Origin of the sequence: Marinobacter persicus, assembly GCF_002934325.1 — a bacterium.
Classification (GTDB): domain Bacteria; phylum Pseudomonadota; class Gammaproteobacteria; order Pseudomonadales; family Oleiphilaceae; genus Marinobacter; species Marinobacter persicus_A.
This window is the reverse complement of the sequence record NZ_PTIV01000010.1, coordinates 81,958-107,309: the sequence shown is the minus strand read 5'-3', so window position 1 is coordinate 107,309 and position 25,352 is coordinate 81,958. Positions and strand designations below refer to the sequence as shown.

The 25,352-nt window shown below is 58.3% G+C and carries 26 protein-coding genes and 1 pseudogene; 25 read left to right on the top strand and 2 right to left on the bottom strand.

The window, feature by feature from the left end:
• Positions 1-92: 92 nt before the first annotated feature.
• From BY454_RS07650 to flhB, 19 genes and pseudogenes are all read left to right on the top strand, one after another.
• A pseudogene (locus tag BY454_RS07650) lies at positions 93-980 on the top strand (sigma 54-interacting transcriptional regulator); the annotation flags it as partial.
• A 256-nt stretch (positions 981-1,236) separates the two neighbouring features.
• Positions 1,237-1,614, top strand: a complete 378-nt coding sequence (gene fliE / locus BY454_RS07645) for a flagellar hook-basal body complex protein FliE (RefSeq protein WP_104415901.1) — start codon at positions 1,237-1,239, stop codon at positions 1,612-1,614.
• Positions 1,615-1,629: 15 nt separating this feature from the next.
• Positions 1,630-3,345, top strand: coding sequence for a flagellar basal-body MS-ring/collar protein FliF (gene fliF, locus BY454_RS07640; protein WP_104415900.1), 1,716 nt, complete (start codon positions 1,630-1,632; stop codon positions 3,343-3,345).
• Positions 3,335-4,357, top strand: coding sequence for a flagellar motor switch protein FliG (gene fliG / locus BY454_RS07635; protein ID WP_104415899.1), 1,023 nt, complete (start codon positions 3,335-3,337; stop codon positions 4,355-4,357). Before fliF ends, fliG begins: the two co-directional genes overlap by 11 nt.
• Positions 4,357-5,244: a flagellar assembly protein FliH gene (locus BY454_RS07630; RefSeq protein WP_104415898.1), complete on the top strand. Its 888-nt coding sequence runs from the start codon at positions 4,357-4,359 to the stop codon at positions 5,242-5,244. Before fliG ends, BY454_RS07630 begins: the two co-directional genes overlap by 1 nt.
• Positions 5,225-6,607, top strand: a complete 1,383-nt coding sequence (gene fliI / locus BY454_RS07625; RefSeq protein WP_104415897.1) for a flagellar protein export ATPase FliI — start codon at positions 5,225-5,227, stop codon at positions 6,605-6,607. The genes BY454_RS07630 and fliI overlap by 20 nt, the downstream gene beginning before the upstream one ends.
• On the top strand, positions 6,607-7,050 hold the full coding sequence (gene fliJ, locus BY454_RS07620; RefSeq protein ID WP_104415896.1) for a flagellar export protein FliJ: 444 nt from the start codon (positions 6,607-6,609) through the stop codon (positions 7,048-7,050). The genes fliI and fliJ overlap by 1 nt, the downstream gene beginning before the upstream one ends.
• Before the next feature lie 131 nt (positions 7,051-7,181).
• Entirely contained in the window at positions 7,182-7,487 is a 306-nt protein-coding gene (locus BY454_RS07615) for an STAS domain-containing protein (RefSeq protein WP_104415895.1), read from the top strand.
• Complete coding sequence (locus BY454_RS07610; protein ID WP_104415894.1) at positions 7,432-9,213, top strand: ATP-binding SpoIIE family protein phosphatase; 1,782 nt, start codon at positions 7,432-7,434, stop codon at positions 9,211-9,213. Before BY454_RS07615 ends, BY454_RS07610 begins: the two co-directional genes overlap by 56 nt.
• Positions 9,206-9,544 (top strand): Hpt domain-containing protein, encoded by a 339-nt coding sequence (locus BY454_RS07605; protein WP_104415893.1) that lies wholly within the window; start codon positions 9,206-9,208, stop codon positions 9,542-9,544. Before BY454_RS07610 ends, BY454_RS07605 begins: the two co-directional genes overlap by 8 nt.
• Before the next feature lie 99 nt (positions 9,545-9,643).
• Positions 9,644-10,948: a flagellar hook-length control protein FliK gene (locus BY454_RS07600; RefSeq protein ID WP_104415892.1), complete on the top strand. Its 1,305-nt coding sequence runs from the start codon at positions 9,644-9,646 to the stop codon at positions 10,946-10,948.
• Positions 10,949-11,131: 183 nt separating this feature from the next.
• Complete coding sequence (locus BY454_RS07595; RefSeq protein ID WP_104415891.1) at positions 11,132-11,638, top strand: flagellar basal body-associated FliL family protein; 507 nt, start codon at positions 11,132-11,134, stop codon at positions 11,636-11,638.
• Between the two features lie 41 nt (positions 11,639-11,679).
• Entirely contained in the window at positions 11,680-12,678 is a 999-nt protein-coding gene (gene fliM / locus BY454_RS07590; RefSeq protein WP_104415890.1) for a flagellar motor switch protein FliM, read from the top strand.
• Positions 12,671-13,168: a flagellar motor switch protein FliN gene (gene fliN, locus BY454_RS07585; protein WP_104415889.1), complete on the top strand. Its 498-nt coding sequence runs from the start codon at positions 12,671-12,673 to the stop codon at positions 13,166-13,168. The genes fliM and fliN overlap by 8 nt, the downstream gene beginning before the upstream one ends.
• Positions 13,169-13,220: 52 nt before the next feature.
• On the top strand, positions 13,221-13,619 hold the full coding sequence (fliO, locus tag BY454_RS07580) for a flagellar biosynthetic protein FliO (RefSeq protein ID WP_374953541.1): 399 nt from the start codon (positions 13,221-13,223) through the stop codon (positions 13,617-13,619).
• Positions 13,620-13,624: 5 nt separating this feature from the next.
• Positions 13,625-14,401 (top strand): flagellar type III secretion system pore protein FliP, encoded by a 777-nt coding sequence (gene fliP, locus BY454_RS07575; protein ID WP_104415887.1) that lies wholly within the window; start codon positions 13,625-13,627, stop codon positions 14,399-14,401.
• Between the two features lie 9 nt (positions 14,402-14,410).
• Entirely contained in the window at positions 14,411-14,680 is a 270-nt protein-coding gene (gene fliQ / locus BY454_RS07570; RefSeq protein WP_104415886.1) for a flagellar biosynthesis protein FliQ, read from the top strand.
• 3 nt (positions 14,681-14,683) lie between these two features.
• Positions 14,684-15,469 (top strand): flagellar biosynthetic protein FliR, encoded by a 786-nt coding sequence (fliR, locus tag BY454_RS07565; protein ID WP_104425549.1) that lies wholly within the window; start codon positions 14,684-14,686, stop codon positions 15,467-15,469.
• Positions 15,470-15,483: 14 nt separating this feature from the next.
• Positions 15,484-16,620, top strand: coding sequence for a flagellar biosynthesis protein FlhB (flhB, locus tag BY454_RS07560; protein ID WP_104415884.1), 1,137 nt, complete (start codon positions 15,484-15,486; stop codon positions 16,618-16,620).
• 159 nt (positions 16,621-16,779) lie between these two features.
• Here the strand turns inward: flhB and BY454_RS07555 are convergent, their stop codons facing one another.
• The gene (locus BY454_RS07555) at positions 16,780-18,036 is read right to left on the bottom strand and encodes a uracil-xanthine permease family protein (protein WP_104415883.1); all 1,257 of its coding nucleotides are present in this window, start codon (positions 18,034-18,036) and stop codon (positions 16,780-16,782) included.
• 2 nt (positions 18,037-18,038) lie between these two features.
• On the bottom strand, positions 18,039-18,677 hold the full coding sequence (gene upp, locus BY454_RS07550; protein WP_104415882.1) for a uracil phosphoribosyltransferase: 639 nt from the start codon (positions 18,675-18,677) through the stop codon (positions 18,039-18,041).
• A 219-nt stretch (positions 18,678-18,896) separates the two neighbouring features.
• Here upp and flhA point away from each other — a divergent pair, with 219 nt between their 5' ends.
• The 6 genes from flhA (at position 18,897) to BY454_RS07520 (ending at position 25,341) form a co-directional block, all read left to right on the top strand.
• Entirely contained in the window at positions 18,897-21,068 is a 2,172-nt protein-coding gene (gene flhA / locus BY454_RS07545) for a flagellar biosynthesis protein FlhA (RefSeq protein ID WP_104415881.1), read from the top strand.
• Positions 21,069-21,123: 55 nt separating this feature from the next.
• Positions 21,124-22,425, top strand: coding sequence for a flagellar biosynthesis protein FlhF (gene flhF, locus BY454_RS07540; protein WP_104415880.1), 1,302 nt, complete (start codon positions 21,124-21,126; stop codon positions 22,423-22,425).
• A gap of 69 nt (positions 22,426-22,494) precedes the next feature.
• The gene (locus tag BY454_RS07535; protein WP_104415879.1) at positions 22,495-23,307 is read left to right on the top strand and encodes a MinD/ParA family protein; all 813 of its coding nucleotides are present in this window, start codon (positions 22,495-22,497) and stop codon (positions 23,305-23,307) included.
• A 37-nt stretch (positions 23,308-23,344) separates the two neighbouring features.
• Positions 23,345-24,085 carry an RNA polymerase sigma factor FliA gene (locus BY454_RS07530; RefSeq protein ID WP_104415878.1) on the top strand — a complete coding sequence of 247 codons (741 nt, stop codon included), beginning with the start codon at positions 23,345-23,347 and terminating at the stop codon, positions 24,083-24,085.
• A gap of 66 nt (positions 24,086-24,151) precedes the next feature.
• On the top strand, positions 24,152-24,535 hold the full coding sequence (gene cheY / locus BY454_RS07525) for a chemotaxis response regulator CheY (RefSeq protein WP_104415877.1): 384 nt from the start codon (positions 24,152-24,154) through the stop codon (positions 24,533-24,535).
• A 20-nt stretch (positions 24,536-24,555) separates the two neighbouring features.
• Positions 24,556-25,341 carry a protein phosphatase CheZ gene (locus tag BY454_RS07520; RefSeq protein ID WP_104415876.1) on the top strand — a complete coding sequence of 262 codons (786 nt, stop codon included), beginning with the start codon at positions 24,556-24,558 and terminating at the stop codon, positions 25,339-25,341.
• The last annotated feature ends 11 nt before the right edge of the window (positions 25,342-25,352 follow it).

Genomic DNA, 25,352 nt, shown 5'->3' with positions numbered 1-25,352 from the left:
AGAAATTGCCAAAGCTATTGAAATCGTTTTTCGGTCATCCGGACCTGGCTTATATCTCCGGGTAATGTTCGCTTACTTTATTTCGGATTAGTAACTGCGCAGCCATCCCCGAGAACATGCTGGAAGCCATCCTGTTTGGCCATGAGAAAGGCGCATTCACCGGTGCAGTGTCCTCCTCACCCGGTAAATTTGAACAGGCCAATGGCGGTACCATCCTGCTGGATGAAATTTCCGAGATGGACATGAACCTGCAGTCCAAGTTGCTGCGGGTCTTGCAGGAGCGTGAAGTGGAGCGGGTAGGCGGTCGCAAGACCATTTCCCTGGATGTACGGGTGATTGCCACCACCAACCGTGATCTTGGTGATTACGTGCGTGAAGGCAAGTTCCGGGAAGACCTCTACTACCGCCTGACCGTCTTCCCGATGCACTGGCAGCCGCTGCGCGAGCGGCCCCTGGATATCCTGCCGCTGGCCAAGTCCTTGCTGCGCAAGCATGCCCGCAAGATGAAGCTGACCGGTATCAGCCTGGCCGAAGATGCCCGCAAGGCACTGACCACCCATGCCTGGCCCGGAAACGTGCGTGAACTGGATAACGCCATCCAGCGGGCGCTGGTGTTGATGCAGGGCAACGTTATTCACGCCGGTGACCTTTGCCTGGAGCTGGGCATCACCGGCAAGCCGGACCTGCAGGCCGCCGAGCCGGTGGCGGCCACCGCGCCGGAAGTGCCGATTTACACTGCGGAAGAGCAGGCGGCACAGCAGGCTCCTGCGGAGGAAGACGCAAGCGATGGCAGTGGTTCACTGGGTAACGACCTGCGTCAGCAGGAGTTCCGCATCATCATCCAGACACTGCGTAATGAAGGTGGCCGACGTAATCGCGCGGCCGAGCAGTTGGGTATCAGCCCCCGCACCCTGCGCTACAAGCTGGCCCAGATGCGTGATGCTGGCATTGATCTGGATGCCGAGCTGGCCACGGCCTGATCGCGAAATCGCTTAAATATAACTTCTACTCCTTCGGGCACCCTGCGGGGTGCCACTTTTTTGTTTCTCGCCTTTGTGGTTCTCCCGAGCCGTCAATTCTCCGACGCAGAAGATTTTATGTCGTCTTTTGTGTTGTTCAAGTATTTGAAAATGAACGATAAATAAATGTTGGCCTTCTGATTGCTTGATCCCCTGTAACAACCTCTGTCATGAAAAGATGAACAGGCACCCCTTTGGGGGTCACCGGGAGAGAAACATGGTCCAGCGTGCCGACATCAACAGCGTACTGTCCGACATCCGGAATCTGCGTTCCCAGATGATGCAAAATCAGCAGAACCAGCAGATTGAGCCGAATCAGAACGTTCGCGGTCGTGTCGATAGCCCTCGCGATGTGCAGCAAACCCGCGAAACACCAAGCTTTGGTGATATGCTTGGCAACGCTGTGAACAACGTCAACGAGCTTCAGCAGCAGACCAGCGAGTTGAGAACCGCTTACGATATGGGCGACCCGAACGTGGACATCACCCGGGTGATGATCGCCGCCGAAAAATCTTCCGTGTCCTTCGAGGCGCTGACCCAGGTGCGCAACCGTGTGGTCAGGGCGTATGAAGACATTATGAACATGCCGATTTGATAACGGAGCAGTAGCATGGCAAGCGTACCCGCACAAACCAACGCTTCTGACCTGCCTGCAAGCAGCGAAGGCGAAACCCCTGAGAGCGGCAACAAGATGCTGCTTGGTTTCAATCGGCTGAACCTGCTGCGCCAGGTGGGCTTGATGGTCGGCCTGGCCGCCAGTGTCGCTCTGGGCGTCGCGGTGGTGCTTTGGGCCCAGGAGCCCAACTACCAGCCGGTGTTGGGCGATCTGTCCTCATACAACCCTCAGGATGTGTCCAGTATCCTGGAAAGCAACGGCATCGAGTACAAGATGGACCCGCGTTCCGGGGCTTTGTTGGTGCCGTCGGACAAAGTCTATGATGCCCGCCTGAAACTGGCGGCCGAAGGGGTGACCGACCGGGAGACCATTGGTTATGAGTTGATGGACCAGGAGCGGGGCCTGGGTACCTCCCAGTTTATGGAAACCATCACTTATCGCCGTGGCCTGGAAGGCGAGCTGGCCCGCACCATTGGCAGTATGCGTGGCGTCAAGAGTTCCCGGGTTCACCTGGCCATTCCGGAGCGTTCTGTCTTTATCCGTGACGCCCGTGAACCCAGTGCGTCGGTATTTCTCGACCTGTTTGCCGGTCGTCGGCCGGAGCAGGAGCAGATCCGCGCCATTGTTAACCTTGTCGCGGGCAGTGTGCCCATGATGAAGCGCGAACAAGTGACGGTCGTTGACCAGAACGGCAACCTTCTGACCGGCAATGAGCCGAAGACAGAAGTGGACCAGATGAAGGACCAGTACGAGTACACCGCCAAACTCGAGGAGCGCCTGACCCGTCGTGTTGCTTCCATGATTTCACCTATCGTGGGTGATGGCCGTTATCGGACAGAGGTGAGCGCAGACCTGGATTTCTCGTCTGTTGAGCGCGCAGAGGAGCTGTTTAATCCGGAGCAGCAAGCCATTCGCAGCGAACGTGAGCTGACCGAGCAAACCGTTAATGGCAGCAATGGCGGCGTTCCGGGAGCCCTGTCCAACCAGCCTCCGGGAGCGGCGTCTGCGCCGGAGCAGGCCAACAATGCCCAGAACGGCCAGAATGGCCAGGACGGCGGCAATGCCCAGCCCACGAATGTGCGCCGCGAAGCAACCCGTAACTACGAAGTGGATCGCACCGTCAGCTACACCCGCAAGGAGTTGGGTGCCGTTAACCGTGTGACCGTGGCCCTGGCCGTGGATGACAAGAAAGTGGTGGACCCGGAAACCGGTGAAGTCAGCTACGAGCCTTGGAGTGAGCAAGAGTTGCAGCGCCTGAGCATGCTGGTGCGCGATGCGGTTGGCTACTCCGCCGCTCGGGGCGACAGTGTGACGGTGATGAACACTGCATTTGCCCCGGAAGAAACCGTGGAGTTTGAAGAGCCGGCGTTCTGGGAGCAGCCCTGGTTCTGGGACCTGATGAAACAGGTGCTGGCCGGCCTGGTGATCCTGATTCTGGTACTGGGCTTGTTGCGCCCGACTCTGAAGGCGCTGTCTGGCGGTGGCCGCAGTGAGCAGCGGAGCGGAGACGATGATGAATACGGTTCGCTGGATGGTATTGAAGGCGGCGGTGCGTTGCGCGATGCCATGTCATCCCAGGATGACCTGCTTTTGCCGGGCGCAACCGACGGTTATGATAGGCACCTGAATGCCCTCAAGGGTCTGATTGCTGAAGACCCGGCTCGGGTATCACAAGTATTGCGTCAATGGGTGAACGTCGATGACGGATGAGAATGGCCAGAAGGCAATGCGTAAGATCCCTCGTGTCGAGCAGGCCGCTATCCTGCTGATGTCCCTGGGTGAGGCGGATGCCGCCGAAGTGCTTAAACACATGGGCCCCAAGGAGGTTCAGCGGGTCGGTGTGGCCATGGCCCAGATGCAGGATATCAGCAAGGACGAAGTGGAGTACGTGCTGTCCCAATTCGTGGATGCCGTGGGTGGGCAAACCGGCCTGGGTGTGGGCAATGACGATTACATTCGCACCATGCTTACTCAGGCACTGGGGGACGACAAAGCCTCCGGGCTGATTGACCGAATTCTGATCGGTGGTGACACCACTGGGCTTGATACGCTGAAATGGATGGAGCCCAAGGCGGTGGGCGATGTCATCCGTTACGAGCACCCCCAGATTCAGGCCATCGTTATCTCCTACCTGGACCCGGACCAGGCCGCGGAAATTCTGGCGACACTGGATGAAAAGGTCCGACTGGATGTGATGATGCGCGTTGCCTCGCTGGAAAGCATTCAGCCCCAGGCGCTGCAGGAACTCAACTCGATTCTGGAGAAGCAGTTCTCCGGTGGTTCCGCGGCCCAGACGAGCCGTATTGGCGGCGTCAAGCGGGCGGCAGACATCATGAACTTTATGGATCGCAGCATCGAAGGTGGTCTGATGGATTCCATCAAGGACATGGACCCGGACCTGGCCACCACCATCGAAGACCTCATGTTTGTCTTCGATAACCTCAAGGATGTGGACGATCGTGGTATTCAGGCGCTGCTGCGTGAAGTATCCTCCGAGGTGCTGGTTGTCGCGCTGAAAGGCGCCGACGATGGCGTCAAGGACAAGATCTTCAACAACATGTCCAAGCGGGCGGCCGAATTGCTGCAGGATGACCTCGAGGCGAAAGGTCCGGTCAAGGTCAGCGAAGTGGAAGCAGCCCAGAAGGACATCATCACCATTGCCCGTCGTATGGCGGAAGCCGGCGAGATTTCCCTCGGCGGTGCCGGTGAAGAAATGATGTAATGAGAGACTCGGACCAGGATCGCAAAACCCGACCCAAAGAACAGATGACCGCCTGGGAAAGGTGGGAGTTGCCCCTGCTTGACGAACAGGGCAACGAAGTGGCCCAGGAAGCGGAAGTCAAACCCATGACCGCCGGCGAGTTGCAGGAAATTCGCCAGGCCGCGCAGGACGACGGTTTCAAGGAAGGTCGTGAGGAAGGCTACAAGAGTGGCCTGGAGCAGGGCCGGGCCGATGGTCGTGAGGAAGGCTTTGCCGCTGGCCAGGAAGAGGGCCGCGAGCAGGGGCGACAGCAGGGGGTTGAAGATACCCGTCAGCAAATGGCCGCCACCATGGATCGGTTGGAACACCTCATGGGGGAATTGGTGTTGCCGATCAAGCGCCATGAAGAAGAGCTTGAAACGGCGCTGGTAAACCTCACCACGGCCCTGGCACGGTCAGTGGTCTATCGGGAATTGACCCTGGATTCCTCACAGATTCGTCAGGTGGTGCGCCAGGCATTGGCGGCCCTGCCTTCCACTACCGAAAACCTGCGTATTCACATCCATCCGGATGACCTGGAGCCGGTTCGTGAAGTGACCGAGCGCCTGGAAGTCACGCCCAACCTGATAGAAGACGACAGCCTGTTGCCCGGTGGTTGCAAAGTTCAGACCCGTCATAGCCTGGTGGACTACACCGTGGAAAAGCGCTTCCAGCATGCCATCCAAAACATGTTGGAAGAGCAGTTTGGTGAACCCGTGGATGCCATCGCTGCGGATACAGGCATGCAGATGGGTGAGCTGACCGATTTCCATCGGGATGTGCTCGAATCGTCTGCCATGGAGCCCCTATCCTCCAGTCCCCAGTCAGGCGATGAGCCGGAGGAGGACGATGACCTCCCGGCTGGCTGACCGTCTGCGTCAATTACAGGACGCTATTCCACCCGAACCCGCCCCGGAGCTGTCTGGCCGTCTTACCCGCATGGTGGGCCTGACCCTGGAATGCGTGGGTTGCCCCATGGTGGTGGGCGACCGCTGCGTGATTCAGGGTGAAGCCACTGGCAATGTCGAGGCCGAAGTGGTGGGCTTTGAGGAAGACAAGGTTTACCTCATGCCACTGACGGCCATTGAAGGCTTGAAACCTGGCGCCAGGGTCGTGCCCTTATCCGCCACCAGCCGCGTGCCCGTGGGCCCGCAAATGCTTGGCCGCGTGGTCAATGGTGCCGGCGATCCGCTGGATGGCAAGGGCCCGCTGCAGGCCGAGGCCCGGGTTCATCTGTCTGGAGACATTATCAACCCGTTGGACCGGGCGCCGGTGCGCCAGTCCATGGATGTGGGCATCCGCGCCATTAACTCCCTGCTGACGGTGGGCCAGGGCCAGCGCCTGGGTCTGTTTGCCGGCAGTGGCGTCGGTAAGAGTATGCTGCTGGGCATGATGACCCGTTTTACCAACGCCGACATCACCGTGGTGGGCCTGATCGGCGAGCGGGGCCGGGAGGTCAAGGAATTCATCGAGGATATCCTGGGCGATGAAGGCCTGGCCCGTTCCGTGGTGGTTGCCTCACCAGCGGACGACTCCCCCCTGATGCGCCTTCGGGCCGCCATGCTGACCACCCGTATTGCCGAGTATTACCGGGACCAGGGCAAGCGTGTCCTGCTGTTGATGGATTCGCTGACCCGCTATGCCCAGGCCCAGCGGGAAATCGCCCTGGCCGTGGGCGAGCCACCGGCCACCAAGGGTTACCCGCCGTCGGTGTTTGCCAAACTGCCGCAGTTGGTGGAGCGAACCGGCAATGGCCGCCCTGGTGGCGGTTCCATCACCGCGTTCTACACCGTCCTCACCGAAGGCGACGATCAGCAGGATCCCATCGCCGATGCTACCCGGGCCATTCTCGATGGCCACATCGTGCTGTCCCGACGCCTGGCCGAAGAAGGCCACTATCCGGCTATCGACGTGGAAGCCTCCATTAGCCGGGTCATGCCCCAGGTGACCGATCCTGAGCACATGGCTCGGGCCCAGCGTTTCAAACAGGTATATTCCCGCTACCAGCAGGCCCGTGATTTGATCAGTGTTGGCGCCTACGTAAAAGGCTCGGACCCGGAAACCGACTTTGCGATCCAGCACATTGGCAATATGCGCCAGTTCCTGCAACAGGGCCTGAATGAGAGTGCGCCGCTGCAGGAAAGTATTGATCAGTTGATGGCAGTGGTGCCGGAAAGACGTGGTCAGGATCGCCCGAAACGGCCGCCAAACAACCAGAAGGGTAATGGCTGATGCGTCGTTCCCAACGATTACAGCCAGTCCTGGCGCTGGAAGAGCGCAAGGAACAGGAGGCCCTGGACCGCATGGGTGAGGCCCGGCAACAGGTGGAAGCGCATCGCGAGCAGGTGAAGAACCTGGAGCAGTACCAGCAGGAATATCGCAACCAGATACGGGCCAGCCAGCAGGGGGTGGTCTCGGTCAACCGCCTGCAGGCCTGGCAGGCATTCATCGCACAGCTGGATCAGGTCATTCGGCAGCAGGAAAAGCAGCTGCAGCAGGCCGAGCAGGTGTTTGAAGCCCGTCGCCAGGAATGGCTGCAAGCGTGGGAGCGCCGCCGGGGCATGGAGAAGTACATTGAAACCTGTCGGCAGCAGGAACAACGAGAGCAGGATCTGAAAGAGCAGAAGCTGGCGGACGAGGCCGCAGGGCGCGCTTTTGCCAGGCGCCAACGCTAACGCTGTTCCATTGAGTGGTGGTATTGATGCATGCAAAATCTCACATGTCAGCTATGCTTGTCCTCAGACAGTAAGTGGCGGAAGTCGCGTTAAAGGATAACAATTGTCGTCATTTTTCGGGGGGTTAGGTAATGCCAATAGCAGCGCATCGTGTGGATGACGGGCAAACGTTGGTAATCCGGGTCGATGGCCGTTTTGATTTCAGCACCCATCAGGCGTTCCGCGATGCCTACGAACAGGCCGACCCCGCCATCAAACGCTATGTTGTCGATCTTTCCGATACCACCTACCTGGACAGTTCTGCGCTGGGCATGCTGCTGCTGCTGCGGGACCATGCCGGTGGCGACTCCGCCCGGATCTCCATAGAGAACTGCAATAGCGATGTCCGGCGAATTCTCTCCATCTCAAACTTTGAACAGCTTTTCCGGATCTGCTGAACCCTCCAGGCTTCGGATACTGGTCGCGGAGGATAACAAGCCCGACCGGATGATCCTCTGTGCGTTGCTGCAGAAGCTTGGACATGAGGTGTTTGAGGTGTTTGACGGGACCGCTGCTGTGGACCAGTTTCACGAAGTCGATCCCGATATTGTCTTGCTGGATGCCATGATGCCAGAGTTGGATGGCCTGTCCGCCGCCCGGCAAATCAAGTCAATGGCGGGTGAGCGCCTGGTGCCGGTGATCTTTTTGACGGCCCTGACAGATCCCAAAGAACTGGCCCGTTGCCTGGAGGCGGGCGGTGATGACTTCCTGATTAAACCCTTCAATCGTGTCATTCTCGATGCCAAGCTGAATGCGTTGGACCGCATGCGCCGCCTGCATCAGGCCCTGGCGGAACAGGTTGATCAGGTGCGCCAGAAAAACGAACAGATGCTGGCGGAGCAAAAGACCGCCCGCCGGGTATTTGACAACATTGCCCACACCGGGAGCCTGGATTCACCGAATATTCGCTATCACGCCTCTCCCATGTCGGTCTTTAATGGCGACGTCCTTTTTGCTGCTACCCGGCCGGGTGGCGGTAGTCTGGTGTTCCTTGGAGATTTTACCGGCCACGGTCTTCCGGCCGCCATTGGGGCCATGCCAGTGGCAGAGATCTTTTACGGCATGGTGGGGCAGGGATTTGGGGCTGCGGCCATTCTGCGTGAAATCAACGCCAAGCTCAGGCGCATATTGCCGGTTGGCATGTTCTGTTGCGGCGCCATGCTTGAAACCGATTCCCGCCAGGGATTGGTTCGCGCCTGGAACGGTGGCCTGCCGGATGCCTGGCTCCTGCGAGGCTCGGGCGAGCGGGTCGCCATCCCTTCCCGCAATCTGCCGCTGGGCGTACAGAACGCGGAAAACTTCTCCACATCGATGGTGGTTTTTCAGGTTACGCCTGGTGATCATGTTCTGTTGATGACCGACGGATTCCCCGAGAGTGCCAATGAGCAAGGGGAATTGTTGGGGGAATCCGGCGTTCGGCAGGTGCTGGCCGGGCTGAGTTCGCCGTCTGATGCCTTTGACGCCTTGATGCACCGGGTCCGGGAGTTCACGGGACAGCCCGAGGCGGCGGATGACCTGACGCTTTGTTGTGTGGCCATCCCGGAACTGGAGCAGGCCAGGCCCTCGGCTCGGAAACCGCCAGACGCTGAGCCCATTGGGCCGGCGGACTGGCAGTGTGTCTACGAAATCCGGGAGAGAACCCTGTCTGAGTTCAACCCGTTGCCCCTGCTGCTGCACATCTGCATGGAGGTGCCGGGGCTGCGCAGTCGAAGCGGGGAGGTGTATACCCTGCTGTCAGAACTCTACAACAACGCTCTGGAGCACGGTGTGCTGGCGCTGTCCTCGGACTGGAAGAGCTCGCCCCGGGGCTTTGCACTTTATTACGAGGAGCGCCAACGCCGGCTATCTGATACCGATGGCCACTTCATTCGATTTTCGCTCAGTCACGAATCCCGAGACCCCGGTGGGCGCCTGAGGGTGATCTGCGAAGACAGCGGTGCTGGCTTTGATTTTGCGGAGCATTCGGCGAGGGCGTCCAAAACCCGGTCCATTCCGGGCAGTTCCTACGCCGGTCGCGGCCTGGAATTGCTGCGTCGCATGGCGACCCATTTCCACGTGCATGGCGAGGGTAATCGGGTGGAAATTGTTTATGACTGGCAACCTGGGAGGGAAGACGATGATTGACCAACCCCACCTGGACGAAGCCGCCCTGGCGGAACTTCGAGATGTAATGGAAGACGACTTTGGCGTGCTGGTTGATACCTTCCTTGCTGATTCCCGGGCTCGTCTTCGTCACTTGCACCAGGTGCTGGAGCAGGAAGATTCCGACCAGCTGGCGAAAACGGCCCATAGTTTCAAGGGCAGTTGCATCAATATGGGCGCAACGCATCTCAGTGAGCTGTGTGCGCAGCTGGAGCGGGCCGGCAAGGCGGCTGATCTGTCGGCCGCCGCCCGGTTACTGGATGGTGTTGAAGCGGAGTTCGCGGAGGTTGCCTCCTGCTTTGAGCAACTCTGAGATCAAAGACAAGGTTGATGTCATTGGCATTGCTCTTGCTGGTACTTAAGAAAATCGCCCGTTAAGGGCTTTCTGAGAAAAAAGCGGCAAGAGGTTGCCATGCAGCAGAACATTCTCTCCCAAGTGCCGGCTTCCGGCTCACCACAGGATGTGCCCGGTTCCCGGGCAGGCCAAAGTAGCCGTGATCCGGATACCGGCAAGAGTCGCTTTGATGAAGTGTCTCGTGCCGAACAGCAGCGCATGGAGCACAAGCGTCTGGAGCAAAAGCGCCTGGACCAGAAGCAGGCCGACCGCCGGGAAGAGGCGGATCGGCTGCAGGAAAAGCGTGCGGAGCAGCGTGCCCAGGAGTCGGATAACCGTCGCGCGGATGAACCGCGTAACGACCGGAAAGTGGATAAAAAGTCGAGCGATAAAGCTGCGGAGAAAAACGATAAAGCTGACAAGTCCGAGGCATCGAAGGCTGACGGAAAGTCCACTGAAAACGCCGAAAAGGCCACAGAGAAGAAAGAGACGGCTTCGACCGATACGGAAACCAAAGACATTTCCGAGGGTGCTGAAATAGCTATAGAGGACCCTGATGCCGCCATGCCGCCGGTAACGTTCGCCATGCTGCAGACGATGACCGGCGCGGCAAACACCGCCTCTGGTGCCGAAAATGCCGTTGCTGTGAACTCACAAATGACCGGCAAGTCGTTTCTTCAGGGCATGCTGAATGGCCAGTCCAATCAGCCGGGGCAGCCAGCAGGCAGTGCTGGCAAAGTATTGCCACCTGGTGCACAGCTAACGGACCTGCTCTCGGCCAACGTGGGCAGCGACACGTCGCGCCCGATTGATGCGGCCAGCCTGGTCAGTGTCCCCAAATTCCAGACAACGCTGGATCAGGCGGCCCAATCACTCCAGCCAGGTAACCTGCAAGCCGGTAAACTGACGGCCGAAAATGCGGTTCCCTTGCGCAGCTATGCCACCTCGGTCGATGTGCCGGTCGGGCAGGCTGAGTGGGGAGACAAGGTAATGGGTAAACTGAGCTTCCTGACGGCCCGCAATATGAAGGAGGCTGAAATCCATCTCACGCCACCAGACATGGGGCCGATGGAAGTCAAAGTGCGCATGCATAACGAACAGGCTCATGTCACTGTGCATGCTGCTAACCCGGTAGTCCGGGAACAGCTGGAACTGAACTCCCACCGCTTGCGCGACATGCTGGGCGAACAGGGAGTGGAGCTTGGGCAGTTTGATGTTTCCAGCCAGTCCGAACAGCAAACCAGTGAGCAGGGCGACGAAGCCGGTACCGGTGGGTCCGGTCAGGGTGGCGGAATGCTGGCCCAGGGAGAGTCCGACATGGATGAGGTTCAAGCCTCTCATCTGGATCTTTCCTGGAAAGGTGAGGTTGATTTGTTTGCCTAAAGATTGATCGAATTCCGACCAATTTACCGGTTCACCGCAATCCCCTTTGCCCATGCTCTCTGGCGGCGCTAAACTGCCTTCCTGAATCCGAGAGCATGGGCAACTTGGCTCGCCCCTTGCTTCAAAGTCTTAACAGGATCCCCTGACCTCTCAGGGCGACGGAAAATCGACGAAGCGGACAACATGGCAGAAAACACCACACCCGAGGAAGAAGCCCCCAAGAAAAAGGGCAAACTCAAGCTCATTATCATGCTGGTGGTCATCCTGATATTGGCGATCGGCCTGTCGGTGGCGGGGACCCTCTGGTTTCTGAATGGCAGTCTGCCTGGCATGGGTTCGGATGAAACGGCGGAGAATGCCGAGCCGGAGTTTATCCCAAGCAACTACACCGACCTGGAAGACGCGTTGGTGACCTCTCTCCGGGCCGAAGGCCGACAGCGGTACGCGCAGGTATATCTGTCGTTTGAAGCGAAGGATCCTCAGGCCCTGGAGGCGGTGGAGCTTCATATGCCACTGCTGCGCAGTGAATTGACCATGTTGCTCAGCAATACCGATTTCACCGAACTGCGTCGTCCTGAAGGACGACAGGCACTGGCGGAACGCATGTCGGAAAGGGTTAACCAGGTGCTCGAACAGGAACAAGAACCGACCATTGAGCGGGTGTTGTTCAGAAACTTTGTCGTTCAATGATCGCCCGGGTAGGGTGAAATACAGTCAGGGCAGGACCAGCTATGCAGGACTTGTTGTCGCAGGACGAGATTGATGCCCTTCTCCACGGTGTGGATGACGGGGACATTGATACCTATGAAGAAACCGACGACACAGGCGTAAAACAGTACGATCTGGCCAGTCAGGATCGGATTGTTCGTGGTCGGATGCCCACGCTCGAGATGATCAACGAGCGTTTTGCCCGCTATACCCGCATCAGCCTGTTCAACCTCTTGCGTCGTAATGCCGACGTATCCACCGGCGGTGTGCAGATCATGAAGTTCGGTGAGTATGGGCACACCCTTTACGTACCGACCAGTCTGAACCTGTGCAAGGTCCGCCCTCTGCGCGGCACCTCACTGTTTGTTCTGGACGCCAAGCTGGTGTTCAAGTTGGTGGACAACTTTTTCGGCGGGGAAGGCCGTCATGCCAAGATCGAGGGCCGGGAGTTCACCCCCACGGAAACCCGCATCGTGCAGATGGTGCTGGAGCAGGTTTTCCACGACATGAAGGAAGCCTGGCATGCGGTACTGCCGGTGGAGTTCGAATACCTGAGCTCGGAAGTCAATCCGGCCATGGCCAACATTGTCAGCCCCAGTGAAGTGGTGGTGGTCAGCACGTTCCACATTGAGCTGGATGGCGGTGGCGGTGAACTGCACTTCGCCCTGCCGTACTCCATGATCGAGCCGATTCGTGATGTGCTGGACGCCGGTGTACAGAGTGACATCGATGATGTGGATGAACGCTGGGTGAATGCCCTGCGTGAAGATATCAAGGAAGTGGAAGTTCCGATCAACACAACGGTGTGCCGCCGCCGTATTTCCCTGCGGGAAATTGCGGGGCTGAAAGCAGGTGATGTCATACCGGTAGAAATTCCGGAACATCTGACCGTCACCGCAAACGGCATTCCGGTCTACAAGGCCACGTTGGGAACCCGAGACGACAAACTGGCGCTGAGAATCCATGAACGGGTGAAGCTGCCCAAGGTGAAGAAACAATTGAAGGTGAATCGCAATGGCTGATGACGACAAGAAAGACGATCAGGAACTCAGCGAAGACGAAAAACTGGCGGCTGAATGGGAAGCGGCCATGGGCGAATCCGGTGACGACGATTCACGGGAAGACGAATGGGCGGCTGCCATGGCGGAAGCCGAGGGTGGGGGCGATGATGATTCGAACCACGACAACGTCCGCGCCGCACCCATGGAAGAGTTTGGCCCCGATTCGGGCTCAACGGGAGAGGGCGGTGCACCCGATATGGATGTCATCATGGACATCCCGGTTACCATTTCCATGGAAGTGGGCAATACCCAGATTCCCATTCGCAACCTGTTGCAGCTGAACCAGGGCTCGGTGATTGAGTTGGATCGTCTGGCGGGTGAGCCGCTGGACGTGCTGGTCAACGGCACCCTGATCGCCCACGGCGAGGTGGTGATGGTGAACGAGAAGTTCGGTATCCGCCTGACCGACGTGATCAGCCCGGGCGAGCGTATCCGCCGGTTGCAGAAATAACATGGCACGCGTTTGGGGGTTGATAGCCATGGTACTGGCCAGCGCGCCCGTGATGGCGCAGCTGAGTCCCGATGAGGGCGGCGCGGAAAATGCGGCCCGCGCACCGGACACCCTGGCTACTGTGTTGAGTCTGGGTGCCGGTTTGCTGGCGGTGATCGCCATCATCTATGGCTGCGCGTGGCTGATTCGCCGCATGAGCGGCATGACGGGCATGAACAACAACGCCATACGGGTGGTGTCGGTCATGGCCATCGGCGCCCGGGAACGGATTGCCCTGGTAGAAGTGGGTGGCCAGCAAATCCTGCTTGGCATCACCCCCAGCGCTATTCGCACCCTGCAGGTGTTTGAAGAACCGGTGGTTGATGCCGGCAATCCGCCCGATAGTGATTTTGCCCGCCGCTTGCAGAGCATGATCGGCAAATCCTGGACCGCTCCGAAAAGGAAAGACTAGTCTCCATGCTTGCCGCGACTCTCCGACGACTGATTCCGCTACTCGTAATACTGGCCGGAATGGCCTGGGCGCCGCTGGCACTGGCACAGGAACCCACGGGTATCCCGGGGATTCCAGCGTTCACCGTGACCCCTGGTGAAGATGGTGGAGCCCAGGAATACAGCGTAACCCTGCAGATCCTGGCGCTGATGACGGCGCTGACCTTCCTGCCGGCGATGCTGATGATGATGACGTCCTTCACCCGCATCATTGTCGTGTTTGCCATCCTGCGTCAGGCCCTTGGCCTGCAGGCCACGCCTTCGAACCAGATCCTTCTGGGGCTGGCCCTGTTCCTGAGCATTTTCATCATGAAGCCGGTGCTGGAGGAGGCCAACGAGGTAGGCCTGCAGCCCTACCTGCAGGAGGAGGTCACCTCGCTGGAAGCAGTAAAGCTGGCCAGTCAGCCGTTCAAGAATTTTATGCTGGAACAGACCCGGGAAGACGATCTGGGGCTGTTCATGCGCATTGCCGACGTGCAGTACGCGACCCCGGAGGATGTGTCCTTCTGGGTACTGATGCCGGCGTTTGTGACCAGTGAGCTGAAAACCGCGTTCCAGATCGGCTTTATACTGTTTATACCGTTCCTGATTATCGACATGGTGGTGGCCAGTGTTCTGATGGCCATGGGTATGATGATGCTGTCACCCATCATCATTTCTTTGCCGTTCAAGATCATGCTGTTCGTGCTGGTGGATGGTTGGGCCCTGATTATGGGGACTCTGGCCGCGAGCTATGGAATATAGGAGGCATCAATGACTCCGGACACCGTTATCGACATCATCCGGGAAGCTCTGTGGCTGATCGTAATGCTGGCCACCATGATTATCGGGCCGGGGTTGGCCATCGGCCTGGTGGTCAGTACCTTCCAGGCCGCAACCCAGATTAACGAGCAGACCCTGAGTTTCCTGCCCCGTTTGCTGATCACGCTCATCGTGATCATCGTGATGGGGCCATGGATGCTGACCCAGCTCCTGGATCATGCCAACGGCCTGATTTCCCGTATTCCCTACCTGATTGGCTGACGGATGATTCCAGCGGAAGTCAGTGCAGACCTGATAGGTCAGTGGGTGGGCCAGTACTTCTGGCCGCTGTTCCGCCTGGGTAGTTTCCTGATGGTCATCCCTATTTTTGGTACCCAACTGGTGCCGGCCCGTGTCCGCCTGGGGCTGGCGTTGATGATGACGGTGCTGATCTCTCCGATGATTCCCGAAGTGCCCCAGGTGGAGGCCCTTAGCGCCGACGCGGTGGTTATTACGCTGCAGCAGGTCCTGATCGGGGTAGGGATGGGCTTTGCCCTGACTGCCCTCTGGCAACTGTTTGTTGTCGCCGGCCAGATGATCGCCATGCAGATGGGCCTTGGTTTCGCGTCCATGGTGGACCCCGCAAACGGCGTAAACGTGCCGGTCCTGTCCCAGATCTACACCATCACGATTACCCTGTTGTTTCTGGTGATGAACGGTCACCTGGTGGCCTTCGAGGTGTTTATCGAAAGCTTCTACACCCTGCCCATTGGCATGGAAGGCCTGGGCCAGGGTGGAGTATGGAAAATTGCCCATCGCATCAGTTGGATGTTTGCCTCCGCGATGCTGCTGGCACTGCCGGCTATGACGGCCGTCTTGATCGTTACCATTTCCTTCGGTGTGATGACCCGGGCCGCGCCGCAGATGAACATCTTCGCACTCGGCTTCCCGATCAGTCTGATTTTTGGCCTGTTTGCTATCTGGGTGCTGCATGCCAATTTTCTGCCACACTTCGAAGAGTATACCCGGGAAACCTTCCAATTCATGCGGGGCCTTCAGGGGCAACCCTGACAGGCTGGTGAATCATGGCTGAAGAGAACGACAACAGTCAGGAAAAAACGGAAGAGCCGACGCCCCGACGCCTTGAGAAAGCCCGGGAAGACGGCCAGACCGCCCGGTCGAAAGAGCTGGGAACCATGGCGGTGTTGATGGCCGGGGCTATTGGGCTTCTGGTGTTTGGTGGTCAGTTGGGGGCGGCCCTGGAGGGCATCATGCGCGATGCCTTTGTGATTGAACGTTCGGCCATGTTTGATACCCGCCACATGAGCATCCAGCTGCTTGCTTCGGCCAAGGAAGCTGCCTGGGCATTGGCGCCTTTTATGGCCGTGCTGGTGATTGCGGCGGTAGCCGGCTCTATCGCTATTGGCGGGTTGCTGTTCAGCGGCAAGGCCATCCAGCCAAAATTTAACCGCATGAACCCGATCAAGGGGCTGGGACGCATGTTCTCCATGCGCTCGTTGATCGAGCTGGTGAAGGCGATTGCCAAGGTTGGGCTGGTCATGGTGGTCGCGATACTGATCCTGAACGCCCGCACCGAGGACCTGCTCAGCATTGCAGAAGAGCCCGCCATTCCTGCCATGGTGCACGTGCTGTGGACTTTGGGCTGGAGCTTCCTGCTGCTGTCGGCGGCCACCATTGCAATTGCTGCGATTGATGTACCCTTCCAGATCTACGATCACACGAAAAAGCTGCGCATGACCAAGCAGGAAGTGAAGGACGAGTTCAAGGACACCGAAGGTAAGCCCGAGGTCAAAGGCAAGATTCGCCAGTTGCAGCGGGAAATGGCTAACCGGCGCATGATGCAGGACGTGCCGGAAGCCGACGTGGTCATCACCAACCCGACCCACTATGCCGTGGCACTGAAATACGACCAGGATAGCATGGGCGCGCCAGTGGTGGTGGCCAAGGGCGCGGATGAGGTCGCCTTCAAGATCATGGAAATTGCCCGGGAGCACAAAGTCGAGCTGTTGCGCACGCCACCGCTGACCCGGGCGGTTTACCACAACACCGACGTCGGCGAGGAAATCCCCGACGGCCTCTACATGGCCATCGCCCAGGTGCTGGCTTATGTGTTCCAGCTACGTCAGTTCCGCAAGGGCTACGCAGCCAAACCCACCATGCCGGACTTCCCGATTCCCAAGGATATGCGGCGTGATATTTGATTTGGTTTGGCGATACCAGAAAAGCCGAAACATCAGGGCTGACTGGCTCTGATGTCTCCCGAGCTGGCAGGCTAGGGCAGAGGCAATCAGTAATCTGGAAAAACGAAGGGAATGCTGAAAAGCATGCCGGCCCCCGGAAAAGAGGGCCGGCACAAAGCTTCAGTCAACGCGCTTTTCGTGCATGCGCTTACCCCAGGCCTCCTTCTCACCCGGTAGCACCAGGTTCAGGATGACCGCAGCTACCGCGCATAGGGCGATGCCTTCCAGGTGCCCCAGCACCATGTTGCCGATGCCGAACACCAGGGTCACACCCACAATCACCAGATTTCGTGAAATCGACAGATCCACGTTGTGACGAATCAGCGTGTTCAGACCCACCACCGCGATGGAGCCGAACAGCAGGCACAGGATGCCGCCCATGACCGGCACCGGAATGGTCTGTAGGGCTGCGCCGAACTTGCCGATGAAAGCCAGGACGATGGCCACGCCAGCGGCCCACCACATGACTTTGGGGTTGAAGTTCTTGGTCAGCATGACCGCACCGGTCACCTCTGAATAGGTGGTATTGGGCGGCCCGCCAAGCATGGAGGCAGCGCTGGTGGCCAGGCCATCGCCCAGCAAGGTGCGGTGCAGGCCCGGCTTTTCCAGGTAGTTCTTCCGGGTGACGTTACCAATGGCCAGAACATCCCCGATGTGTTCGATAGCTGGCGCAATGGCCACCGGAATCATGAACAGGATCGCGCTCCAACTGAATGCCGGGGTCGTAAAGTTCGGTACCGCGAACCAGGGGGCTTGCTCAACAGCCGTGGTGTCGACGACGCCGGTGAACCAGGAAATAATGTAGCCCACGATCACACCGATCATGATCGGGATCAGGCGGAAAATGCCCTTGGCCCAGACCGACATGATGATGGTCACGGCCAGGGAAATCATGGAGATCCAGATGGCGGTGTCATAGGGGATCAATTGCGAGCTACCGTCGCCGGTGCGGCCGGAGGCCATGTGAACCGCCAACGGCGCGAGACCCAGGCCGATGGTCATGATCACCGGCGCAATCACCACCGGTGGCAGCAGGCGGGTGACAAAGCCCGTGCCGCGCAGGCGAATCGCGCCGGACAGGATAACGTAGAGGATACCGGCGGCCATCAGCCCGCCCAGGGTCTCCTCAATTCCGAACTTGCCCTTGGCGGCAATGATCGGTGCAATGAAGGCAAAGGACGATGCCAGGAAAATCGGAATTTGCCCGCCGGTCACCACGTGGAAGATCAGTGTGCCGACGCCGGCGGTAAACAGGGCTACGTTTGGGTCCAGGCCGGTAATCAGTGGCATCAGTACCAGTGCACCGAAGGCCACCAGCAGCATCTGTGAACCGGCAATGGCCTGTTTCCAGACTGGGTCCTTGAGATGGTCCTGCATGATTATTCGTCCTTCTGCTTGGTGCCGAAGATTTTGTCGCCAGCATCGCCCAGCCCCGGCAGGATATAGCCTTTCTCATTCAGGCAGTCATCCACGGAAGCGGTGTAGATGGACACGTCCGGGTGTTTTTCCAGAACCTTTTCCACGCCTTCGGGAGCCGCGACCAGTACCAGTGCCCGGATTTCCGTGCTGCCGGCTTTCTTGAGCAGGTCGATGGTGGAAATCATCGAGCCACCAGTGGCCAGCATCGGATCAACAATCAGCGCGGTGCGCTGATCCATCTCGCCCACCAGTTTTTCCAGATAGGTTTCGGCTTCCAGCGTTGTTTCGTTGCGAATCTGGCCAACCACGCTTACTCTGGCGACCGGAATCAGGCTCAGTACGCCATCGAGCATGCCCAGGCCCGCCCGCAGAATCGGTACAATGGTGATTTTCTTGCCGTGAATCTGTTCCACGGTCACCGGGCCCGCCCAACCTTCAATGGTTTGCTCCTGCAGGTTGAAATCCTTGGTGGCCTCGTACGTCAGCAGGGCGCCAACTTCCTGCGCCAGTTCGCGAAAGTTCTTGGTGCTGATGTCGGCGCGGCGCATCAGGCCGAGTTTGTGCTGGATCAGGGGGTGCTTCACTTCGTGGATCGGCATGGGGTCACCTGTTGCGAATTTGCGAGCTTGGATTTTGATCAGTTAAACGGCCGAAGGATACCGTATCTGCCTGCTCGCGTCAGGCGTTGATCGCCCTGAATTCGGCAATTTTCTATGGCCTGGTATGAATATTGCCGGAGAACCTCCTGAATAACGGTAAGTGCCAGGTTTTCGACTCAACACCCGACTGAAAACACAGAAACCGGAGAACATTCCAGCATGGACAGATCATTAGTCCTGAATAACGTCAAAACCCTGACGCGGGGGAACTTTGGTGTTCCGCTGATGCTGATGGGGTTGCTGGGCATGATGATTCTGCCCATGCCCGCGTTCCTGCTGGACGTGTTCTTCACTTTCAACATCACGCTTTCCATCGTCATTCTGCTGGTGTGTGTGTACGCCTTGCGGCCGATGGAGTTTGCCTCGTTCCCCACCGTCCTGCTGGTTGCCACACTGCTGCGGCTGGGCCTGAACGTGGCGTCCACCCGGATCGTATTGCTGGAAGGGCACGAGGGCGGGGATGCCGCCGGTAAGGTGATTGAATCCTTCGGTGAAGTGTTGATCGGCGGTAACTACGCCGTGGGTCTGGTGGTGTTCGCCATCCTGATGATCATCAACTTCCTGGTGGTGACCAAGGGTGCCGGCCGGGTATCCGAAGTAAGTGCCCGCTTTACCCTCGACGCCATGCCCGGCAAGCAGATGGCCATCGATGCCGACCTGAACGCCGGTCTGATCAATCAGGATGAAGCCAAGCACCGTCGGGAAGAAATTGCCCAGGAAGCGGACTTCTACGGGTCCATGGACGGTGCTTCCAAATTCGTGAAAGGCGATGCCGTCGCCGGTCTGTTGATTCTGGCCATCAACATTATTGGTGGTATTGCCATCGGCATGATGCAGCATGGCCTGGATTTCGGGCTGGCGGTGGAGCGTTACGCCCTGCTGACCATTGGTGACGGCCTGGTAGCCCAGATTCCGTCACTGTTGCTGTCCACCTCCGCCGCCATCATGGTGACCCGTGTCACCTCCAGCCAGGACATGGGCGGGCAGATCATCGAGCAGATGTTCAGTGCCCCCAAGGTGTTGGCTATTGCCGCAACCATCCTGATTATTCTGGGTCTGATCCCGGGTATGCCGCACATCGCTTTCCTTGGCCTGGGTGGCATTGCCGGAGGTGCCGCCTGGTTTATCTGGAAGAAGCAGCGTCAGACTGTTGAGGAGGAAGGCACGTGGGCTGGCCGAGGTGCGTCGGCAGGCTCGGCGCAGCGCCAGGGTACGGAGACTTCTGCCGACCAGGGTGGTGACGGACAAGCCCTGCCGGCGCCGGGTGAGACCCGCGAGCTGGGCTGGGACGATGTAGCTACCGTCGACATCGTGGGGCTGGAGGTGGGCTATCGCCTGATTCCGCTGGTGGACAAATCCCAGGGTGGTCAGCTGCTCAGCCGGATCAAGGGTGTGCGCAAGAAGCTGTCCCAGGACCTGGGCTTTTTGATGCCCTCGGTGCACATTCGCGACAACCTTGACCTGATGCCCAATGTTTATCGAATCACCCTGATGGGCGTCACCATTGCCGAGGCTGAGATACACCCCGAGCGGGAACTGGCCATCGACCCGGGCCAGGTGTTCGGCAAGGTGGAAGGTATTGCCGGCAAGGATCCGGCGTTTGGGTTGGAGGCCACCTGGATTGAGCCCGACCAGAAAGACCAGGCCCAGACCCTCGGCTACACCGTGGTGGATGCCAGCACTGTGGTAGCGACCCACCTGAACCAGATCCTGCAGAGCCACGCCCACGAGCTGATTGGCCACGAGGAAGCCCAGAAGTGGCTGGACCAGCTCGAGAAGATTTCGCCCAAACTGGCCGAAGAGCTGGTGCCGACCACCATCACCGTCAGTATTTTGTTGAAGGTGCTGCAGAACCTGCTGAAAGAAGAAGTGCCGATTCGCGATATGCGCTCGATTGCCGAGGCTATTGTGAACGTTCATCCGAAGAGCCAGGACCCCAAGATTCTTACCACTGTGGCGCGCCAGGCCTTGCGTCGGATGATTGTCCAGAGCATCTGTGGCAACGAAAAAGAGATCCCCGTGATCACATTGGATCCAGACTTGGAACAGTTATTGCTAAAGTCTGTTCAACAGAGTCAACAATCCGGCGGACAGGAAGATATTGGCCTGGTGCTCGAGCCCAACATGGTGGAAAAGCTGCAACGCTCACTGCAAGACAGCGTTCAGCGCCAGGAAATGATGGGCAAGCCAGCCATCCTGCTGGTCTCCGGGCCCTTGCGGCCAGTGCTGGCGAAGTTTGCCAGCTACGGAGTAGAGCGCTTGCATGTGCTCTCGTACCAGGAAGTGCCGGATAACAAACAGATCACGATCGTCGCCTCTGTAGGCCAGTAAGGGCCTCAGGGCAGGGCGGGCAGCCAAACCGGCAGCCGGTGGAGGATGAAGCACTATGAAAGTAAAACGGTTTTTCGCGCAGACCATGGCAGAGGCCCTGAAGCAGGTCAGTAACGAAATGGGCCCGGATGCCGTTATTCTGTCCAATCGTCGGGTGGATGGCGGCGTCGAAATTGTGACGGCCCTGGATTATGACGAAAATATGGCGCGTCAGCGGCTGGGCGAAAAAGCAGGGGAAGCCACCAACGGTGCCCGGCTGGCCGAAATGCAGGCCGACCAGCACCGCCACCTGGAAAGCGAGCTGACCCGTTCCCGGAGCCGTATCCAGGAAGTCCGTGAGAAGCGGGCCGCCGCCGGCGCCCAATACACCGGTGTGGCCTTTAACGATGCGGCGCTGGATGAAGAAATGCCGGTTGCCCAAGCTCCGCAGAAGCCGGCGACGGATAGCGGCTATTCCGACGAACTGGCCAGCATGAAAGCGGAAATCAAGTCGCTGCGCGAGCTGGTAAGCAACTCGTCCGCCCAGGCCGAGCGTAAAAAGCCGGAAGGGCCTGGCAATGCGGTGCAGCAGCGTCTGTCCGAGCGGCTGCAGGAATTCGGTCTGGGCCATGAACTGGCCGGTAGCCTGGCTCAGCAGAATCGCAACGCCCGGCTGGAAGATGCCTGGAAGCAGTCCCTGAAAATGCTGGCCACCGGTGTGCGCACGGCACGGGAAAGCTGGCTTGAGGCTGGCGGTGTCTACGCCCTGGTCGGGCCAACCGGCTCTGGCAAAACCACCACAATTGGCAAACTGGCGGCTCGCTATGTGCTTGAACACGGCCCGGATTCCCTGGCGCTGGTTACCACCGACCGCTACCGGGTGGCGGCACACGAACAGCTGTTTGTCTTCGGTCGCATCCTGAATGTCCCGGTGCGGGTGGTTGATGAAACCCATTCGCTGGACGACATTCTCGATGAGCTGTCAGACCGTCACCTGGTGTTGATCGACACCGCCGGCCTGACCAGTGCTGACCGCGGCTACCAAGAGCAACTGGCTGAATTGGCACGCAGCCACCACAACATTCGCAGCCACCTTGTGGTCTCGGCTACCAGCCAGCCAAGAATCATGAAATCCGTTTGGCATTGCTATAAGATGGCAAACCTTGCCGGCTGCGTGATGACCAAGATTGATGAGGCCCTCACGTTGGGTGAATCGCTTGGTTTTGTGATGGAAACCGGTCTTCCGGTGGCCTGGTATACCGATGGCCAGAAAATTCCCGAAGACCTGCACCGGGCCCAGGCCGTTCCCCTGGTTCGGCTCGGTGTCGAGCGGCTGCGGGCCATGCAGCATTCACAGGCGGTTGCCGAGGGTGCGTAACAGCACTGGCAGCAGAACAACAACCCGGCAGGCATGCCTACAAGAACGTAGTGAGAGACTGAGAACAGTATGAGCAGACCACATCCGGTTCAGGTAATCGCGGTTTCCGGCGGCAAAGGCGGCGTCGGGAAAAGCAACGTGTCAGTCAATCTGGGTATTGCGCTGGCCGAAAAGGGTAGGAGAGTCGTGATTCTGGATGCGGATCTCGGTCTGGCCAACATTGACGTGCTGTTGGGGATCAAGGCCAAGCGCAACCTTCAGGACGTGCTCAATGGCGAGTGCGACCTTAAGGACGTTCTGGTCAACGGGCCAGGTGGCATCAAAATTGTGCCGGCTTCCTCCGGCACCCAACGCATGACGCAGTTGAGTGCGATGGAGCATGCGGGATTGATCAACGCGTTCAGCGAGCTGGGGGACCAGATTGACGTTCTGATTGTCGATACAGCCGCCGGTATCTCTGAATCCGTGGTCAGTTTCCTGCGGGCGTCCCAGGAGGTGCTTCTGGTTGTCTGCGACGAGCCCACCTCAATCACCGACTGTTACGCGTTGATCAAACTGATGAATCGTGACTACGGCACCAACCGTTTCCGTATCGTGGCCAATCAGGTTCGTAACGACCAGGAAGGGCGGGTGCTGTTTGATAAACTGACCCGAGTCACCGAAAGGTTTCTGGATGTGGCGCTACAATACGTCGGCATAGTGCCTTATGATGAGGCCGTGAAAAAAGCGGTCCAGCGCCAGAAAGCCTTTCTGGAGGCTTATCCGAGGGCGCGTGCATCGTCGGCTATTCGCACGCTGGCGCAGAAAGTGGACAACTGGCCCCTGCCGACGACACCTCGGGGGCATCTGGAATTTTTTGTGGAGCGGCTGATCGAAGCCTGACTCCGAACGGAATCCATTGCTTTAAGAAGCCGGTTACATGACGTTGGCAAAACACCTGGGTTTGTACCAGCAAACAAGCGCCAAAACGCCTTCAGAATTAATTGAAGAGCATGCGCCGCTGGTCAAGAAAATTGCGCTTCACCTGATGGGTCGGTTGCCGGCGTCCGTGCAGCTTGAAGACCTTATGCAGGCTGGCATGATCGGGTTGTTGGAAGCGGCTCAGCGTTATTCTTCCGGTAAGGGCGCCACGTTTGAAACCTACGCCGGTATTCGCATTCGCGGTGCCATGGTTGACGAGATCCGCAAGGGCGACTGGGTGCCGCGTTCGGTCCATCGCAATGCCCGCAAGATTGCGGCTGCCATTAAAGCAGTGGAAGATCGCACCGGTCGTGAGGCGCAGGACGTTGAGGTTGCCGAAGAGCTGGGGATGGAGCTTGATGACTACCACGCCTCCCTGGCCGATTCGAACAGCGGCCGCCTCTTCAGTCTTGATGAATTAAATGAATCGGGCGAGCTGCCGTTACAGGAAGTAGAGACCAGCGACAATCCGCTGGAAGGTATTTCATCCAATGCCTTTCGGCAACATCTGGCCGAAGCCATTGAAGGGCTTCCCGAGCGGGAAAAACTGGTGCTGAGCCTTTACTACCAGGAAGAGCTCAACCTGAAGGAAATAGGCGCCGTGCTCGGGGTCAGTGAAAGTCGGGTCAGCCAGATCCATAGCCAGGCGGCACTAAGGTTGCGCGGACGGCTTTCGGGTTGGCACGACGACAAAGATTAAGACGGGGTTTCACCTGTTCCAGTGAAACGCAGAATGAAATCCGGGTGTTACTGACTGGAGGTCCCATTGGACAAGAATATGAAAATACTCATTGTGGACGATTTCTCCACAATGCGTCGAATCGTCAAAAACCTGTTGCGTGATCTTGGCTTCACCAATACCGATGAGGCTGACGATGGCAACACCGCATTGCCTATGCTCAAAAGCGGCAAATACGACTTTCTGGTGACGGACTGGAACATGCCCGGCATGTCCGGCTTTGATCTGCTTAAAGCGGTTCGTGCGGATGAGCAACTCAAGGATCTGCCGATCCTGATGGTCACCGCCGAGGCCAAGCGCGATCAGATCATTGCCGCTGCCCAGGCTGGCGTGAACGGTTACGTGGTCAAGCCCTTCACTGCGGCCACGCTCAAGGAAAAGATCGAAAAAATCTTTGACCGAATCCACTAACCAGAGGCCGGATAGCTGCCATGAGTGACAGCCAAAACAACCAGCCGGGCCTGGACCCGGAGGTCACAGAAAAGCTGGAGCAGCAGACCTCGGAACTGGCAGAAAGTGTCAATGCCGGCGACTACGCCAAGGCGATGTCCATCATCAATGAATTGAGTGATGTCCGGGATCAAAGCCTTTACCAGGAAGTGGGGCGGCTGACCCGAAGCCTGCACGAGGCCATTCGCAATTTCCAGATCGATCCGCGCAGTGCCGAACAGCAGGAAGCCCTGTCAAAAATGTCAGACGCTTCGGACCGGCTGAATTATGTCGTGGAAATGACCAACCAGGCCGCCAACCGGACCATGGACCTGGTCGAGGAAAGCATGCCCCTGGCTCACACCATGCGTGATGAAGCCATAGAACTTCGTGATGAGTGGCAACGTCTGCGCCGTCGGGAAATGGCACCAGCGGAGTTTCGTGAACTGTACGGCCGCATTGACCGGTTTTTTGTCAGCATGACGGCCGACTCCGATGTGTTGTACCGCAGCTTGTCGGAAATCCTGCTGGCCCAGGATTTTCAGGATCTGACCGGACAGGTGATCCAGAAGGTGACGGGCCTGGTAAAGGAAGTGGAAGAGAATCTGCTGAGCCTCGTTGTCATGGCCGGCCATGTGGATCAGTTGACCGGAACGATCCACGACATTGAAGAAAAAGAGGAATCGGCCGAAAAAGGGGTTGGGCCCCAGGTTAAGGCTGAAGAGCGTGAAGATGTGGTATCCGGGCAGGACGATGTAGACGACCTGCTGTCCAGTCTCGGTTTCTGAATAATAAAAGA

Bases quoted from the DNA above. Each gene is read 5' to 3' on its own strand.
- BY454_RS07605 (WP_104415893.1), top strand. From the start codon at position 9,206: ATGATTGACCAACCCCACCTGGACGAAGCCGCCCTGGCGGAACTTCGA.
- BY454_RS07610 (WP_104415894.1), top strand. From the start codon at position 7,432: ATGTCCGGCGAATTCTCTCCATCTCAAACTTTGAACAGCTTTTCCGGA.
- BY454_RS07600 (WP_104415892.1), top strand. From the start codon at position 9,644: ATGCAGCAGAACATTCTCTCCCAAGTGCCGGCTTCCGGCTCACCACAG.
- fliM (WP_104415890.1), top strand. From the start codon at position 11,680: ATGCAGGACTTGTTGTCGCAGGACGAGATTGATGCCCTTCTCCACGGT.
- fliI (WP_104415897.1), top strand. From the start codon at position 5,225: ATGACCTCCCGGCTGGCTGACCGTCTGCGTCAATTACAGGACGCTATT.
- upp (WP_104415882.1), bottom strand. From the start codon at position 18,677: ATGCCGATCCACGAAGTGAAGCACCCCCTGATCCAGCACAAACTCGGC.
- fliJ (WP_104415896.1), top strand. From the start codon at position 6,607: ATGCGTCGTTCCCAACGATTACAGCCAGTCCTGGCGCTGGAAGAGCGC.
- fliP (WP_104415887.1), top strand. From the start codon at position 13,625: ATGCTTGCCGCGACTCTCCGACGACTGATTCCGCTACTCGTAATACTG.
- fliG (WP_104415899.1), top strand. From the start codon at position 3,335: ATGACGGATGAGAATGGCCAGAAGGCAATGCGTAAGATCCCTCGTGTC.
- BY454_RS07535 (WP_104415879.1), top strand. From the start codon at position 22,495: ATGAGCAGACCACATCCGGTTCAGGTAATCGCGGTTTCCGGCGGCAAA.
- BY454_RS07520 (WP_104415876.1), top strand. From the start codon at position 24,556: ATGAGTGACAGCCAAAACAACCAGCCGGGCCTGGACCCGGAGGTCACA.
- BY454_RS07595 (WP_104415891.1), top strand. From the start codon at position 11,132: ATGGCAGAAAACACCACACCCGAGGAAGAAGCCCCCAAGAAAAAGGGC.
- fliR (WP_104425549.1), top strand. From the start codon at position 14,684: ATGATTCCAGCGGAAGTCAGTGCAGACCTGATAGGTCAGTGGGTGGGC.
- flhB (WP_104415884.1), top strand. From the start codon at position 15,484: ATGGCTGAAGAGAACGACAACAGTCAGGAAAAAACGGAAGAGCCGACG.
- fliN (WP_104415889.1), top strand. From the start codon at position 12,671: ATGGCTGATGACGACAAGAAAGACGATCAGGAACTCAGCGAAGACGAA.
- BY454_RS07615 (WP_104415895.1), top strand. From the start codon at position 7,182: ATGCCAATAGCAGCGCATCGTGTGGATGACGGGCAAACGTTGGTAATC.
- BY454_RS07630 (WP_104415898.1), top strand. From the start codon at position 4,357: ATGAGAGACTCGGACCAGGATCGCAAAACCCGACCCAAAGAACAGATG.
- fliE (WP_104415901.1), top strand. From the start codon at position 1,237: ATGGTCCAGCGTGCCGACATCAACAGCGTACTGTCCGACATCCGGAAT.
- flhA (WP_104415881.1), top strand. From the start codon at position 18,897: ATGGACAGATCATTAGTCCTGAATAACGTCAAAACCCTGACGCGGGGG.
- fliQ (WP_104415886.1), top strand. From the start codon at position 14,411: ATGACTCCGGACACCGTTATCGACATCATCCGGGAAGCTCTGTGGCTG.
- fliO (WP_374953541.1), top strand. From the start codon at position 13,221: ATGGCGCAGCTGAGTCCCGATGAGGGCGGCGCGGAAAATGCGGCCCGC.
- fliF (WP_104415900.1), top strand. From the start codon at position 1,630: ATGGCAAGCGTACCCGCACAAACCAACGCTTCTGACCTGCCTGCAAGC.
- BY454_RS07555 (WP_104415883.1), bottom strand. From the start codon at position 18,036: ATGCAGGACCATCTCAAGGACCCAGTCTGGAAACAGGCCATTGCCGGT.
- BY454_RS07530 (WP_104415878.1), top strand. From the start codon at position 23,345: ATGACGTTGGCAAAACACCTGGGTTTGTACCAGCAAACAAGCGCCAAA.
- flhF (WP_104415880.1), top strand. From the start codon at position 21,124: ATGAAAGTAAAACGGTTTTTCGCGCAGACCATGGCAGAGGCCCTGAAG.